The organism is Duganella sp. GW822-FHT06D06 (assembly GCF_058799615.1).
The window spans coordinates 447,047-461,944 of sequence record NZ_JBXALQ010000004.1 but is presented as its reverse complement, the minus strand read 5'-3'; the positions used below and the strand labels follow the sequence as shown (position 1 = coordinate 461,944).

12 protein-coding genes and 3 tRNA genes are annotated in these 14,898 nt (G+C 55.8%); 13 read left to right on the top strand and 2 right to left on the bottom strand.

All coding sequences use genetic code 11. The features are described from left to right. From AC1RMD_RS10605 to AC1RMD_RS10595, 3 genes are all read left to right on the top strand, one after another. Positions 1–76, top strand: a tRNA-Gly gene (locus tag AC1RMD_RS10605). Between the two features lie 56 nt (positions 77–132). Beyond that, positions 133–206, top strand: a tRNA-Cys gene (locus tag AC1RMD_RS10600). A 131-nt stretch (positions 207–337) separates the two neighbouring features. Continuing rightward, entirely contained in the window at positions 338–1,447 is a 1,110-nt protein-coding gene (locus tag AC1RMD_RS10595; protein WP_492926362.1) for a site-specific integrase, read from the top strand. On the opposite strand, the gene AC1RMD_RS10590 is transcribed toward AC1RMD_RS10595, so the two are convergent. After that, positions 1,439–1,777, bottom strand: coding sequence for a helix-turn-helix domain-containing protein (locus AC1RMD_RS10590; protein WP_492926360.1), 339 nt, complete (start codon positions 1,775–1,777; stop codon positions 1,439–1,441). The genes AC1RMD_RS10595 and AC1RMD_RS10590 overlap by 9 nt on opposite strands. Before the next feature lie 51 nt (positions 1,778–1,828). Between AC1RMD_RS10590 and AC1RMD_RS10585 the strand changes: the two genes are divergently transcribed. Then, positions 1,829–1,904 (top strand) — tRNA-Gly (locus AC1RMD_RS10585). Between the two features lie 12 nt (positions 1,905–1,916). On the opposite strand, the gene AC1RMD_RS10580 is transcribed toward AC1RMD_RS10585, so the two are convergent. Then, positions 1,917–2,285 carry a hypothetical protein gene (locus tag AC1RMD_RS10580; protein ID WP_492926358.1) on the bottom strand — a complete coding sequence of 123 codons (369 nt, stop codon included), beginning with the start codon at positions 2,283–2,285 and terminating at the stop codon, positions 1,917–1,919. Positions 2,286–2,678: 393 nt separating this feature from the next. On the opposite strand from AC1RMD_RS10580, the gene kleE reads away from it, so the two are divergent. From kleE to AC1RMD_RS10535, 9 genes are all read left to right on the top strand, one after another. Beyond that, on the top strand, positions 2,679–2,999 hold the full coding sequence (gene kleE / locus AC1RMD_RS10575; protein WP_492926356.1) for a KleE stable inheritance protein: 321 nt from the start codon (positions 2,679–2,681) through the stop codon (positions 2,997–2,999). Between the two features lie 50 nt (positions 3,000–3,049). Next, positions 3,050–4,063, top strand: a complete 1,014-nt coding sequence (locus tag AC1RMD_RS10570) for a ParB/RepB/Spo0J family partition protein (protein ID WP_492926354.1) — start codon at positions 3,050–3,052, stop codon at positions 4,061–4,063. 121 nt (positions 4,064–4,184) lie between these two features. Continuing rightward, positions 4,185–4,529, top strand: a complete 345-nt coding sequence (locus AC1RMD_RS10565; protein ID WP_492926352.1) for a KfrB domain-containing protein — start codon at positions 4,185–4,187, stop codon at positions 4,527–4,529. 374 nt (positions 4,530–4,903) lie between these two features. Beyond that, a complete protein-coding gene (tnpA, locus tag AC1RMD_RS10560) occupies positions 4,904–5,323 on the top strand; it encodes an IS66-like element accessory protein TnpA (protein ID WP_492926350.1) in 420 nt (139 codons plus the stop codon). Next, positions 5,320–5,667 carry an IS66 family insertion sequence element accessory protein TnpB gene (tnpB, locus tag AC1RMD_RS10555; RefSeq protein ID WP_377700833.1) on the top strand — a complete coding sequence of 116 codons (348 nt, stop codon included), beginning with the start codon at positions 5,320–5,322 and terminating at the stop codon, positions 5,665–5,667. The genes tnpA and tnpB overlap by 4 nt, the downstream gene beginning before the upstream one ends. Before the next feature lie 29 nt (positions 5,668–5,696). Next, complete coding sequence (tnpC, locus tag AC1RMD_RS10550; protein WP_492926348.1) at positions 5,697–7,238, top strand: IS66 family transposase; 1,542 nt, start codon at positions 5,697–5,699, stop codon at positions 7,236–7,238. A gap of 1,019 nt (positions 7,239–8,257) precedes the next feature. Further along, on the top strand, positions 8,258–11,149 hold the full coding sequence (locus tag AC1RMD_RS10545) for an FG-GAP-like repeat-containing protein (protein ID WP_492926346.1): 2,892 nt from the start codon (positions 8,258–8,260) through the stop codon (positions 11,147–11,149). 31 nt (positions 11,150–11,180) lie between these two features. Beyond that, a complete protein-coding gene (locus AC1RMD_RS10540; RefSeq protein WP_492926344.1) occupies positions 11,181–14,372 on the top strand; it encodes an RHS repeat domain-containing protein in 3,192 nt (1,063 codons plus the stop codon). Next, a complete protein-coding gene (locus AC1RMD_RS10535) occupies positions 14,372–14,767 on the top strand; it encodes a hypothetical protein (RefSeq protein WP_492926342.1) in 396 nt (131 codons plus the stop codon). Before AC1RMD_RS10540 ends, AC1RMD_RS10535 begins: the two co-directional genes overlap by 1 nt. Positions 14,768–14,898 lie beyond the last annotated feature (131 nt).

The window sequence follows — 14,898 nt, the reverse complement described above, 5'->3', positions numbered from 1 at the left end:
GCGGGAGTAGCTCAGTTGGTAGAGCGCAACCTTGCCAAGGTTGAGGTCGAGAGTTCGAGACTCTTCTCCCGCTCCAGAATTCCGGATCGCAGCGCGTAACCCCGCTGTGCATCTTAGTAAATAGTTTCCTCTGGCGAGGTAGCAAAGCGGTTATGCAGCGGCCTGCAAAGCCGTCTAGGTCGGTTCGACTCCGATCCTCGCCTCCATAAATTCAAAGACTTACGTAAATTTGAGCTGTCTCAAGCGCAGTGTATACCACACCAAAAATGTGGTAAACCACACGTGAGACGGCCTTTTTGCCGTTGATGAATCGCCGCGCGAGTTCTATGCTCGGGCCATGGCCTCCTTCAAAAAACTCCCCAAAGACAGGGTGCAGATGCGGATCATTCACCGCCTGTTGCCCAAGCCCTTGTATGCGACGTTCGACGCGGAAAGTCAGGCGCGCGCCTATGCCGCGCACCTGGAGTCGCTGCTGGCGCACGGTATCGTGCCGGTCGGCTTGTTTGAGCGTACCGAGGCTCGCAAGGAGATCTGGCTGGTTTCGCGCTGCATCATCGAATACCAGCGGACCAATGCGGTGCCCAAATCCGATCTGCTGCTGCTGGAGACCGTGCGCCCCAGACTTGCCCAGCTCGCCACCGGCCACCTGACGTATGACTGGGCCGAAGCCTGGATCACGAGCATGAAACGCGAGGACAACCTGGCGCCGAGCACGATACGGCATCGGCACGGCGCCCTGGCGCGCTGCTTCGACTGGATGGTGCGCAAGCATGCGGACATTCTTCCCCAGAATCCGCTGCGACTGCTCAAGCGCGGCTTTGCCAGCTACAACGACGAGGACCGGCGGCTGCTTGGGCTGCAAGGGAAGTCGGCCCGCGTGGACGAGGAGCGTGACCGCCGCGTGCTGCCGCACGAGGAGGCGCCGATACGCAAGGTCCTCGCGTCGCGTCCACGTGAATATCGCCTCCTGTTTGATGCCGCCATCGAATCCGGCATGCGCCTGCGCGAGTGCTACACGCTGGAACTGCCGCAGGTGAGCCTGGAGCAGCGCACCGCGTTCCTCAGTCGCACCAAGAACGGCGATCGACGGCAGGTGCCGATGAGCACCATGCTGCTGGCGGAGTTGACGGAGTTCATTCGCGAAAATTACCACGCCATCCAAAAGCGCGGCGGCCGCCTGTTTCCCTTCTGGGATGGTGATCGGTCCGATGAGGTGCTCAGGCAGGTGACACGGGACTTGTCGCGCGAGTTCGCGAACATTTTCGCGCAGGCTGGCTATGGCGACATTCATTTCCATGACCTGCGCCACGAATTCATCTGCCGCCTGTATGAACGCACGAAGCTGACCGACGTGCAGATCGCCCGGATTACCGGGCATCGTGATCCGAAACAACTGAAGCGCTACGCGAGCCTGCGCGGAAGCGACCTCGCGCCGCATCTATGGTGAGTGAGTGGCGGTCCGGCTGCGCTGGGTCGGCAAGTCCGGCAGGACCGGCAGGTTGGTGCGCCGCCGGGTGCGTAGCGGCACCGCGACTGCGGTGATGGCGGGTGGCGTCGCCGCTGCCTGCTTGCGCTGCGCGGTGTCGGCACCGACTCTGGCGCGTAGAAAATCCAGCACGTCAGTCCGCAGGAATACCCATGGGCGGCCTATCTTCGTGCCGGGAAGCTCGCCACTGCGCGCCAACGCCAGCACCGTCTCTTCATCGGCATGCAGCATGGCAGCCGCCTGGTGGATATCCAGGGTATCGGGGGAGTCCATATTGATGTCTCTGCTCACGTTTTTTACTGGAAAATGTCCTGCAAGGTCTGCTATAATTCGGCTCCGCACGCGGGAGTAGCTCAGTTGGTAGAGCGCAACCTTGCCAAGGTTGAGGTCGAGAGTTCGAGACTCTTCTCCCGCTCCAGTCTTTAGTTTTCTACTTCCCATTCATTCCTGCTGATTCGACGCATACTTCATCGCTGCAGACCCATTGCGATTGCACGGCCTTGCGGATGGCTTCCATCATGTGATGCACCGCTCGCAGCGGGACCTGTTCACGTTCAGAGCGCACGGGCCTGATCTCGTTGGCGTAGTTGGTGCAGACGTGCGACATGTCCGCTGCGCGCACGACCGCCAGCGCGTAGCCTTCGCCGTCGGATTGCGCCAGAAACGCGCCGCCGCTGCCGGAGTGGATCGCGTCATCGACTGCGTCGCGCAAGGCGTACAGTGCAGCCAGATCGCCGACCAATGCGGCGATGTCCTCGTTACGCGATGGTCCAAGAATATGCAAAATCAGCTCGCTCATGTTTTCCTCCTGTCGATTCTGACAATCCGATATGTCGAAACTCATGATCGAGTATGTCGTTGTTCGAATTGGCAGGCAAATGGAACTCGACTCTGATATCGAATAGATCAATGTTCGGCAGCGGCACGCCGGATTGAAATGTTAGCGGCTAAAGCTGCTTGTCACCGGTGGGCTAAATAGTGCGGAGTTGCACGCATTGGATCGCATGAAGCCAGCGCCTTCACCGGGCCTGGCAAGCGGGTTGGGCTGGAGGATGTGGCCGAACTTTTAGCGGCTAAAAAACACTGGCGATGACCAATGGCTCGGCCAGTCCTTTGATGCGAATCAATGCGCGGATGTGTGATGGTGTAACGATGACATTGACGCCGCAAAATGCCGACAGGGGAGGGGATCATGGGACGGATCTTTCAATTTCCGACGCAGCCCAGAATGCGGCCCCGACAAGCCGATACACCGCGCAAGGCTGACGTGCGCAGTCCTTGGCATGAATTGCGGGAAAACCCGATCATCCAGATCCTTCTTGGTTTGTTTATGTTCGTGGCGATCTGCACCTGGCCGATATTGCGATGGCTGCTGTTCGCCGATTTGATGGTTCAAGTCCTCCGCATGGTGTTTCTCAGTGGCTGGGCAAGTGTCGCGGCCTTTCTGCACATTGTGCTGGCCGGCGTGGTGGCGTATGTGATGTTGTTCGTGTTACCGGCCTCACCCAAATAAACGATTCAGGTTCAGGCTTTTCCAGGGAGCAGCATGACGGAACTTTTTGAATGACCGGCGCTATCAAAGAAAGACGCGGCCCCGATGCTGTGCTGCGAAAATTGCCGGCGCGTTCGGCGGGTAAAGGTGGCATCGTGGCTGGCAAAGGGGAATCGCCATCGGCAGAGGCGGCGCATGGTGGGCCGCTCATGCTGCCCATCGACCTGATCGATGAAGATCCTCTGCAGCCACGGACCAGAGACAACCCGGGCTTTTCGGCAGCGAGTATCACTGAGCTCTCCGCCGCGATCCAGCTGCGTGGGGTGAAGACTCCTATTTCCGTCCGTCCGAATCCTGAAGCGCCCGAGCGCTTTCTGATCAACCATGGAGCCCGTCGTTTCCGTGCGTCGCGCCTGGCAGGGCTGACGCACATCCCCGGCTTCCTCGACGCGAATTACAGCCAGGCTGACCAGGTTGTCGAAAACCTGCATCGCAATGAACTGACACCGCGCGAAATCGCCGACTACATAGGTCGTGAGTTGGCGAAGGGACTGCGTAAGGGCGACATCGCCAGACAAATCAGCAAGTCGGCGGCCTTCGTTACACAACATGCGGCGCTGCTGGACCTGCCGGATACCATCGCGGCGGCCTTCAATGCGGGGCGGGTGCGCGACGTCACGCTAGTGAACGAACTGGTGTTCGTTCACCGCAAGGCGCCCTCCGACGTGGCGGCCTGGTTGGCGGATGACACCCAGGAAGTGACGAGGCGTTCGGTGCGCATGCTGCGAGCCTTTATTGAACAAAAACTGGAACAGCGGCTGTCACCTAGCGCAAGGGAGGATGATGCTCCAGTGGTCGTGATCGCCGGAAAGCAAATTGGTGCGAACGCTGGAATGGACCTATCAAAGTCAGTGCCGTGGGTGAATCCTGTGCTGGCGATACGGCATCGTGGCAGGGAGGGGCGGCTGCTAATTCGGCGCCGTCCATCCTCGGTGGGCAAGGCTTGGTTGCGGTACGACGATGATTGTGAGTTGGCGGAGGTCGATCTTGGCGACGTTCAGCTCATAGCACTGATAGAGGGCTGACAATGCGTGAGCACCATTTGATGAACGCTTTGAATTGGGCCGTGCCATCTCTATCCGCGAAGCATGCTCCGACGATGAGAAGGACCGACAACATGGTGATCGCGAAGCGGGGACGCGGGCAATGAAGCAACGCATATTGGTGATGAATGGACAGCGCATAGTCCAGAGCGAATTCGACAGTCAGTGGGTCACCACCAAGGTAGGCAAGGCTGGTCAGCTTCAGCCGGGTATCTACAGTCTTAGTGCGGCTGTACCTGCCAGTAAGGACAAGACTTACGATGGTGTCGTGTTGCACAGCGATCAGGAACACATCTACCAGCAGGTCGGCAAAACCTGTGTTCGTCACTCTGCCCACGATTTTTCGAAATTGCCACCGATTGGGACTCATGCGGCTATCCGATACGACGCCAACCAGGCTACGGCGGTTCAGGAGGGTGTTAATCGCGGTCGGGGCGTTAAGCGGTGAAGTCGGTTCCTTGATCGCGAGCTATGTGGCGATGCAGTACTTCAATGGTAATGCCGAAGGTGCTCCGCGCCATTCGGCTAGGGAGCGACTTGATTTGTGGCAGAGGCAATGGTGTAAGCGACGGAATGATGCAGGCATCACCGCCAGTAAGGATAAAAGCTACGATGGCGTCGTTCTGCACGTGGACGTGGTAAGTGTCTACCGGCAGGTTGGCAATGCCTGTGTTCGTCATTCGGCAAACGATTTTCCCAAATAGCCTGTTATCGATGCCCGCACGATTATCTGTCCGATATGACGCCAATCAGGCTGCCTCAAGGTAAGCGTCTTCCCAGCGCCGTCTGGACTGCCTGACCAGCGTCATCCATGATCGAATTTTGGCACAGCGTTTGTGCCCACAAATTCCGATTATGGACACAAATTTTCAACCGATCATTTCCACGAATCCACGTGGCCACTACCGACAGCACCCGCTGGAGTTCAAGCGCGCATTGGTGGCGCTGTCGCTGGAGCCTGGCGCTTCTGTCGCGCGCATCGCGCGCGAGCACGGCGTCAACGCCAACCAGGTGTTCAGCTGGCGCCGACTATATGAGCAGGGACGCCTCGGCGTGCCTGCGCTAATGCGTGACGACGGCTTGTTGCCGGTGGTGCTGGCGCCAACGGCACCTGCTCCGAGCAACAACAGCACTGATGCCAGGGGCAGTATCGTGTTGGAGCTGGGCCAGGTCCGCGTTCGGATCGAAGGCCAGCCCAATGCCGCTGCGCTGGCGCAAGTGTTGGATAGGGTACTTCGATGATCGGCCTGCCTGCTGGCACCAAGGTCTGGCTCGCCGCCGGCACCACCGATATGCGCTCAGGCTTCAACGGCCTGGCCGCTAAAGTGCAGACGGCGCTGGAGGAAGATCCGTTCAGCGGGCACGTGTTCGTGTTTCGTGGCCGGCGCGGCGACCTCATCAAATTGCTGTGGTGGACCGGCGACGGCCTGTGCCTGCTGGCCAAGCGGCTTGAGCGTGGCCGCTTCATCTGGCCGCAGGCCAGCAACGGCTCGGTGGCGTTGACGCAGGCGCAGCTGTCGATGCTGCTCGAAGGCATAGACTGGCGGCGCCCCGAGCGGACCTGGAAACCAACGTCGGCCTTGTAAACGTGATGCGCCTCGCGTAAACTCGGCGCATGCTCAACCCAGCCGACCTGCCCAACGACATCGCCGCCTTGGAGGCGCTGCTGCTCGCTCAGAACGAGGTGGTGGAAGGGCTGCGCGAACAACTGAACACGCGCGCCGTCGAGATCGAACACCTCAAACTGCAGATCGCGAAGTTGCGGCGCATGCAGTTCGGCCGTAAGTCGGAAAAGCTGGACCACCAGATCGAACAACTGGAACTGCAACTGGAAGACCTGCAGGCCGACGAGGCCGAGGCGGCACGCGAGATGCCGGCGGCCGACCAGGCGCCGCGCAAGAAATCGGTGCGCCGGCCTTTGCCCGATCATCTGCCGCGTGACGAGAAGGTCTATGCACCAACGGCCGATGCCTGTCCTGCCTGCGGTGGCGGCCTGCGGCCGCTGGGCGAGGACGTGGCCGAGCAACTGGAATTTGTGCCGAGCAGCTTCCGCGTGATCCGCCATGTGCGCCCGAAGCTGGCATGCACCTGCTGCGACGCCATCGTTCAGGAGCCTGCACCAAGCCGGCCAATCGAGCGCGGCATCGCCGGTCCCGGCCTGCTGGCCCACATCCTGGTGGCGAAATTTGCCGATCACCTGCCGCTGTACCGCCAGTCGGTCATTTATGCCCGTGAAGGCGTCGATCTTGACCGCGCCCTGTTGGCGAGCTGGGTCGGTTCCGCCAGCGCACTGCTGCGTCCGTTAGTTGATGCCGTTCGGCTCCACGTCCTGGCAGCTTCGAAGCTGCATGCCGACGACACCCCGATCCCTGTGCTGGCGCCCGGCAACGGAAAAACCAAGACGGCGCGCTTGTGGACCTACGTGCGTGACGACCGGTCTTCGGGCGACAGCGCGCCACCAGCGGTTTGGTTTGCCTACACGCCTGACCGCAAGGGCATTCATCCGCAGAACCACCTAGCCACATTCGAAGGCGTGCTCCAAGCCGATGCATATGCCGGCTTCAATGCCTTGTTCGAAGACGGCACGATTCGCGAAGCCGCCTGCTGGGCGCATGCACGGCGCAAATTCCACGACCTGCACGCAGCGCGACCGACAGCGCTGACCACCGAGGCATTGCGCCGGATCGCCGAACTCTATGTGATCGAGGCAGAGATCCTGGGCCAACCTCCAGAGGCACGAAGGCAGGTGCGGCAAGCCCGCTCTCGCCCGCTGCTCGATGACCTGGAGCAGTGGTTGCGCACCACGCTCGACACGCTGTCGCGCAAGTCCGACACGGCGGCGGCGATCCTGTATGCGCTCAAACTTTGGCCGGCGCTGCTGCGCTATTGCGATGACGGCACCATCGAGATTGATAACTCGGCGGCTGAACGCGCATTGCGCGGCGTGGCCATTGGCCGTCGCAACTACCTGTTTGCTGGCGCCGACAGCGGTGGCGAACGCGCCGCCGCGATCTACTCGTTGATCGGTACGGCCAAGCTGAACGGTGTCGACCCCGAAGCCTGGTTGCGCCATGTGCTGACGCATATCGCCGATCACCCGGTCAACCGGGTTGATGAATTCTTGCCTTGGAACTGCGGCCTGCCAGCAGCCCTCTGAGATTACGCCGCTTCCCAGCGGTGTGATGCCATCATCAATCAAATTGCCCAAGCACTCAAGACGGCGCTGAGCGGACGCTTACGCCTCAAGTCAGGAGGACTTGATGCGAAGCCGAAGCGTCAAAAGCTTAGCTGACAGGGATACTTCTTCCAGCTGAGTTTGAGCGTACGAATTTTGAACTGCGCGCGGGTGTCTGCAGACTCGTGGCGATTCAAGGAAACCAAAGGGGGAGGATGGGGCGGGTCATGCAAGGCAAGACTAGATCGATGCATTTTCCTTCCCTGTTGTATTTGCAATAATTGGATAGACTTTCTGGGGTATAACAATGATATAATGATGGTAATATTTTTTGTGAGCAAGATACTCTGATGTTTTATTTTGGCAATGTACTCGATATGAAGAAATTTCTTAGTCTGATAGCCTTGAGTACCTTGCTCGGTCTGATCACTACACAAACCTCAGCACAGAATTTCATCTCACCGCCCGCTCCAGCGTGTCAAACGAATGGATCGCCAGTGTGTTTACTGCAAGCACGTGCGATCGCGAATTGTAGGGGTAAAAGGTCACCCGACGAATTTAACGATTGCATGAATACAGAAATATCGAACGCAAATGCAATTGAGTTGGAAAAAGTTAAATCTGCCAATAGAGCCTTGCGCGAAAAGGAAGATGCTGCTTTGGCGGTAGCCCCGGCAGTCGCGTCCTACTCCCCTCCCGCGTCAGTAGTTTGTCCTAAATCGGGCGTCCCTGGCGTGATTGAGTGCGACCTTGCCAAACGTGCTTTTGCCGCTTGTCATGCCGCAAAAACTGCCGCCGATTTTTCTGTTTGCGTCAGGTCTTATTCATCGACAAAACCCCTGACTTGTACGTTAGCCGCCAATTCTGCCGAATCGGACAGCTGCAAGCGATCCAACAAGTCTCGCGGGTAAACATCCATTTTCCATTTTGAGAGGTGTCTTTCAGCCGTACGCTGGAGGGTCGCCTGCGCCCAATTTCCTGAATAAAGCGGAGAAGTTTTCATGTCCAGAAGCGTGTTTTGGCAAAGCCCAATGTATTTCCTCTTGCTGTTGACGCAGGCAGCAGTAGCCTCGCAGTTCGCTACCAGCGGCCAGTTCAGCGTTGGCCCCAATGGGGCAGCCCAGTATGTCGTTGCGATCAAGGTGCCGCCTGGCGTAGCTGGCATGGAGCCGAACCTTTCGATTGTGTACAGCAGTAGCAGCGGCAATGGCATGTTCGGCGTAGGCACCCACCTATCAGGTTTATCTGTGATTACGCGCTGTCCCAAGACGTTGGCGCAGGATGGTGTAATCAAAGCCATTGCATATATACAAGACGATGCATATTGCCTCGACGGTGCCCGTTTAATCCCGATAAGTGGCGTAAATGGCGGCGACGGAACGGAATATAGGACAGAATTAGATAGCTTTTCTAAGATCGTATCGACGGGCTTCCATTATCGTCCGTCATATTACAACTTGGAAACTGGTCAGGCCGTGTCCAATGCCAAGGGTGGCCCCATATCGTTCACAGTGCAGACCAAGTCTGGCCGAACGATGGAGTACGGCACGTCTGGCGATTCCCAAATCAAGTTGGCGGATGATGGTATGGTCACATCCGGCGCATATGGCCTGATTAAGGGATGGGCGTTGCAGAAAGTTTCGGATCGGGCAGGGAATTATATGAAATTCACCTACACCAATATCAGTCAGGCGAATAAAGCCTCGCCCGGCTCGGTACCGGATGATGGAAATTTTTATCCCGTTCGGATTGACTACACTGGTAACGCGACAACGAATCCATCCAATGCAGTAGTTTTCGAGAAGGTTAGCGTATTGCCGTACTCGCCTATTCAATATGAAGGTGGATTTGTCGTGCCGCGTACTGGCTTTAGCTACTTCAATCAGCTTAAAACCTATAGCGGAGTAATTCCTGGTGTTTCGCAAGGCAGTGGTTTTAGCAATTACATCATCGAGCCTGATTATAGCTATGGTGTTCAGGGCAGCTCGTGGCTGTACAGCCGCAGGGCATCACGCCCGCTCACCATTACAGAGTGTGTTGGAATATCCGACTGTTTTAAGCCTATAACTTTTGGCTGGAATACTAGTTATGTGGGCTTTCAGTTCAAGACGAGCGCTTTTCCCGGTCAACAAAATGACTATCAGAATTTCTTTGTGGATTTAAATGGCGACGGTAAGAAATCATGGATGAAAATAAGCCAAGGGATGGATGATGCTTGGGTCGGTACGGCCAACGCGAGCGGAACATTCTCTAATAGCGATTGGAGCAAGTTCAGCCAGTCCATCGGTTCATTGAACAACTTTGCACATTATTTTGCAGACGTAAACGGCGATGGTAAAGCAGACTGGATTCGCGTGAGCCGAACCAGCAATGAGGCATGGATTGCCCTTGGTACGGGTAACGGCGGCTTCCAGTTCTGGTCACAGTACACACAGTCCGTCGATGCGGCCGGTTCCAGTCAGCATTATTTCTTTGATGTGAATGGCGATGGCAAGGCAGATTGGATTCAATTGACCGCCGTGAATGGGGCTATGAGGACGTCTGTTGCGATATCGAATAACGATGGTACATTCCAGTTTTGGAGCAATGTCAGTAATCTAGCGAATGCTGCTGCGCTAGATCATATCTTTACCGACTTCAATGGCGATGGCAAGATCGACAAACTAGTTTTCAATAAGACCACTGGTGTTGCAGATGCGTATTTAGGAATGGGTGATGGAAAATTTTATGCGGCGGGGAGTGTCAGCTTTGGTGCTGGATCAAAATATTTTGTTGCAGACATCAATGGTGACGGTAACGTTGATGTATGTGCTGGTAGAACAGATAATTTAACTCTCTGCAGTCTATCCAAGGGCGATGGAAATTTCGCTACGCCCGTTAGTGTCAGTGGGTCATATGGCGTCAATGCGGCGGCTGATTTGAATGGTGATGGCATCGTGGATTTGATCACGACTGATATCAGTGGAAATTCGCCGTTGGTGACGTTAAATTCCGGTGATAACGGTAGCTACAATGATAGGTTTGGTCAGGCCGTCCCAATTTCCCCTGATTTACCATCCGGCTCACCATATTCCTCTGATGGATACCAATTGATGTTCGCGGATCTCGACGGTGATGGTCGCGAGGATATGATTGTCATTGATCGCGCAAATAACAGGGCTTTTTGGGGGCAATCGCGATTTCCAGAAAGTGGGAAAATTGCATCAATCACCGATGGACTGGGGGTTGTCACTGCGATCAACTACAAAGCAATGAATGACCCAAGTGTCTATACGTCGGACACTAATGCCACTGGCACCGTGCGCGATTCCCTATTCCCGCTTCTTGGTATAAAGAGGATGCCGACTGTGGTGTCTTTCGCAGTTACCCCGAACGGTATAGGCGGAACTGTCACGAAGAATTATACCTATGGGGGCCAGAAAATCGACTTGTCTCGTCGCAAGACACAGGGGTTCCGTTGGATGCAGAGCGTGCAACAGGAAACCGGCATCACTGATCGAACGGAATATATTCAGGAATGGCCTATGACCGGTCAGCCTTCCACCTTGAAGAAGACACTGGCAGGCGGTGGCAACAGCGGCTTGCTAAGCCAAACGACGTACACTTATAGCTGCAATGACTTTGTGTCAGTAAGTGGGTGCATGGTGACGACTGGGCGCCGTTATTTTCCGTACGTTAGCGAGCGAGTGAGCACGTCATGGGACCTGAATGGTGCTGTTATGCCGTCTTTGACAGGGACCTATCAGTTTGACTCCTATGGCAATCCCACTCAGACTGTTGAATCTACGTCCGATGGTTTTTCCACAACGACCACAACGACCTACTCCAACGATACGACGAAATGGCGGATTGGACTTCCACTGCGTCAGACGGTCAAAACTGACTCGCCTTAATTTGTCACCGAAGAACAAAAACGGAGAACCCATGCATCGCACCCGAATGAAGCAGGCCTCGCCGGCGCCAACCCCACGCTGGTTCACTTTGGTTACACTGTTGGCCAGTCTCCTAGCTGGCACCCCGGCTTGGGCAGGCAGCGCGACGCGGACCACGGCCTATGAATATGATCCAGTCAAAGGATATGTGACGGCAGAAATTCATGAACCGGACGCGCCGCAATTTGGCTTGCGCACGGAATACACCTATAATCAGTTCGGCATGCGACTAACGACAGTTGTGTCCTCGCCAGCCACGGGCTTGGCTGCGATTGTGTCGCGTACAGTCAGCTCAGTTAGCTATGATGAGAATGGCATCACCCCGCTAACCAGTACCAATGCTCTGGGCCAGGTGCTTAATCTGCGGTACGACAGCACGAGTAGCCAATTGATGTCCGTGTTGAACCTAAATGGCCTTTACACGACGTTTGGTTACGATAACTACCGCCGCAAAACGAACGAGTACCGTCCAGATGGGACCAGCACGCAGTGGAGTTATCAGTATTGCGCTGGAGTGCAAGGTTGCCCGGCGAATGCCAAGTTTATTGTGACCACGACGCCGATGGGTGCCAATGGCAGCGCAAATGGCGCCTGGATGAAGACTTATTATGACAGCTTCGAGCGTAAGGTACGGACGGAAACGCTGGGCTTTGATGGGGGCACAGTCATCACCCAGGACACGGAATATGATGCACTGGGGCGAATTGCCCGGGGCAGCAAGCCATATTATCCGAACGCAACCATTCAATGGACGACCTACACCTATGACGCACTCGGCCGTACCGTAGCTATTACTTCACCCGATGGCAGTCAGGTAAGCACTACATATAATGGTCTGACGACTATTGTCACTAATGCCTTGAATCAAACTCAGACAGCTGTCAGAAATGGCAGGGGCCAGACCGTGCAAGTGAGCGATACGCAAGGGAATACACTTGCTTTTCAATACGATACCTTGGGTAATCTGATAAAAACCACAGATCCCAAGGGAAATGTGGTGACGATGGCCTATGACAATCTTGGCCGTAAGACTGGAATGATAGACCCGGATCTGGGCACGTGGAGCTATGCGTACGATAACCTCGGCGAACTAGTCCAGCAGACGGATGCCAAGAACCACGTAACTACAAATACTTATGACTTATTGAGCCGGCTTACTAAGCGCGCTGAAGCGGATCTAGTGTCGACTTGGACTTACGATACTTGTTCCAGCGGGAAGGGCCGGTTATGCCGCTCGACGGCCGATAATGGTTATATCGTCGATTACAGTTTCGACGGTATGAGCCGGCCAAAACAGGCTGTGTCCCAAATCGATACCAGCTACACTGCCAGCCAGACCTACGACGCCAACGGGCGAATCGCTACCCAGACCTACCCCACCGGCCTCGTGGTGAAATATGTATACACGTCACTAGGGTACCTGAGCGAAGTGCGCAACAATGCCACCAACGCCCTATACTGGCAGGCCAATACGCTGGATGCCGAAGGCCATTTGACGCAGCAAACCTATGGCAACAACGTGGTGACACAGCAGGTGTTTGATCCTGCCACGGGACGTCCGAAAGCCATCGTGGCCGGCACTGGTAACGCGGTGCAGAATCTGTCGTTCACCTACGACTTGCATGGCAATATGCTCACGCGCGGCGATGCCAATCAAAGCTTGTCGGAGACCTTCCTGTACGACTCGCTCAATCGCCTGACCAGTAATACGGTGAACTCCAGCGGTGCTGGCCTAGTCACGCAAAGTTACGGCTACGACAGCATTGGCAACATCACCAGTCGCTCGGATATGGGTGCCTACACCTACGGTCCGGTCAACTTCAAGCCGCACGCAGTGGATCATATTGTCATGGCTGACGGCAGCACTCGCCAGTACAGCTACGATGGCGTGGGAAACCTCACGCAGGAAGTGCAGCGCGATGTTTCGAACAATGTGATTGCCGCCAAAGGCCGCACGGAAACCTGGACCAGTTTTAACATGCCGTTGTCGCTGACAAGTCCAGCTTCAACGGCGACTTTCGTCTACGGCCCGGAGCATCAGCGCATCAAGATGACGGCCGACGGTACTATCACGACCTATCTGAACCCGGACAATGCCGGCGGTCTGCTGTACGAAAGGGATGTGAAGAGCGACGGCACGATTGAACATCGCCATTTTGTGACGGCTGGCGGCGGTGTGGTGGCGCTGATCAAGCAGACCGGCACCGGCACGCAGACCGTGCTGTACATGCACAGCGATAATCTAGGGTCGACTACAGCGATCACCAATGCAGCGGGGGCGGTGATCGAGCGGATGGCTTATGAACCGTTTGGCAAGCGCCGCACACCCCAAGGTGCGATGGATCCGAATAATACCATTGCTGGTGTGAACACCGATCGTGGCTACACCAATCACGAGCACCTTGACGGACTGGATCTGATCCACATGAATGGACGGTTGTACGATCCGACGATTGGGCGCTTCATCAGCGCCGACCCCAACGTGCCCTATTCGACCAATATCCAGTCATATAGCCGATATTCGTACACACGCAACAATCCGCTAGTGACGATTGATCCGAGTGGGTTTTGGGATTTCACTAGCGATCCTTTAGCAGATCCATTCGACAGTGTCTTTAGAGGCTCACCGATTTTCTCGCCATGGATTCCGACGACGTTACCACCTGCTACATCACACCCGCAGATAGCGCCAGCGTGCGTTATGATGATCATGGGGCCTGGTAGATTGGGTTGGTCTTGTCCTCCCGTGCCAATTCGAATTCCTCCAGTGACCTTGCAGTCAACTGTGTTGAGTGCGATACCGAAGGTGCTAACAATTGCCGCCGAGGCGGAATGGCTCACTGCCATAAAAACCATGGACATGCTTAGCCAGGCTAAAGCCTGCGGGTGGTCGATGGATTGTTTCAAGGGAATTATTGCGAATGGTACAGACAGTGCCGAGTCGAAACCATCGGATAGCAAAGAGCCGGATTATGTAACTCCCACACAGGAACCGGATCGATTCAGGCGTGGCCCTGGTGGGACAAGGATTGATAACGAAGACGGTAGCGTTTGGGAGAAAGATAGAGGCGGCCAGAATGCTCATGGCGGAGAGCAATGGAAGAGGTGGCCGGGCCAAAAGGACTGGGAGAAGCGGCATAATCGTGAAAGCGTTTGGAATAATGGCGTTGTGAGAGATAAGTGATGAATACGATGAATTTTGATGAACTGCTGACCCAGGTATTGAGCTGGTGGCCGAAGGAAATCGTTGGCTCGCATGACGACTTTTCAGACCCGAAGAAGTCGTCTTCTATCGCAATCTTCTACGAGTCGGCTATCGAGCCGATATCTGTGGGCTCCGGAAGTATGTTACTGGCTCAGCTCGACTGGATACTGTTTTCCGTCGTCGATGATGTATCGAGAAAAATGCTGAAAGTGCATCCCCACGATATTCGTTCCGACGTATTGCGCCACAGGTTCCATGAACTCCTTCGTAAGGTGGCGATACCGCAGCTTCGTGGCCAGGCTGCATGGGATGGGTCTTTTGAAAAAGATGAGCTCGTGAACTATCTGGTCGTGGAGGGTATCTCCTTCGAATAGATGGTACAAACAATGCTAAACCACCTAAAGATCCTCAGACTGTTCGTTTGCAAGTCAATTTGATCCGCTTCGATTGACCCGCCTTTTACGGCCAGGCCGACGCCGTCGGGCTCCAGGAGGGATACTCTGCT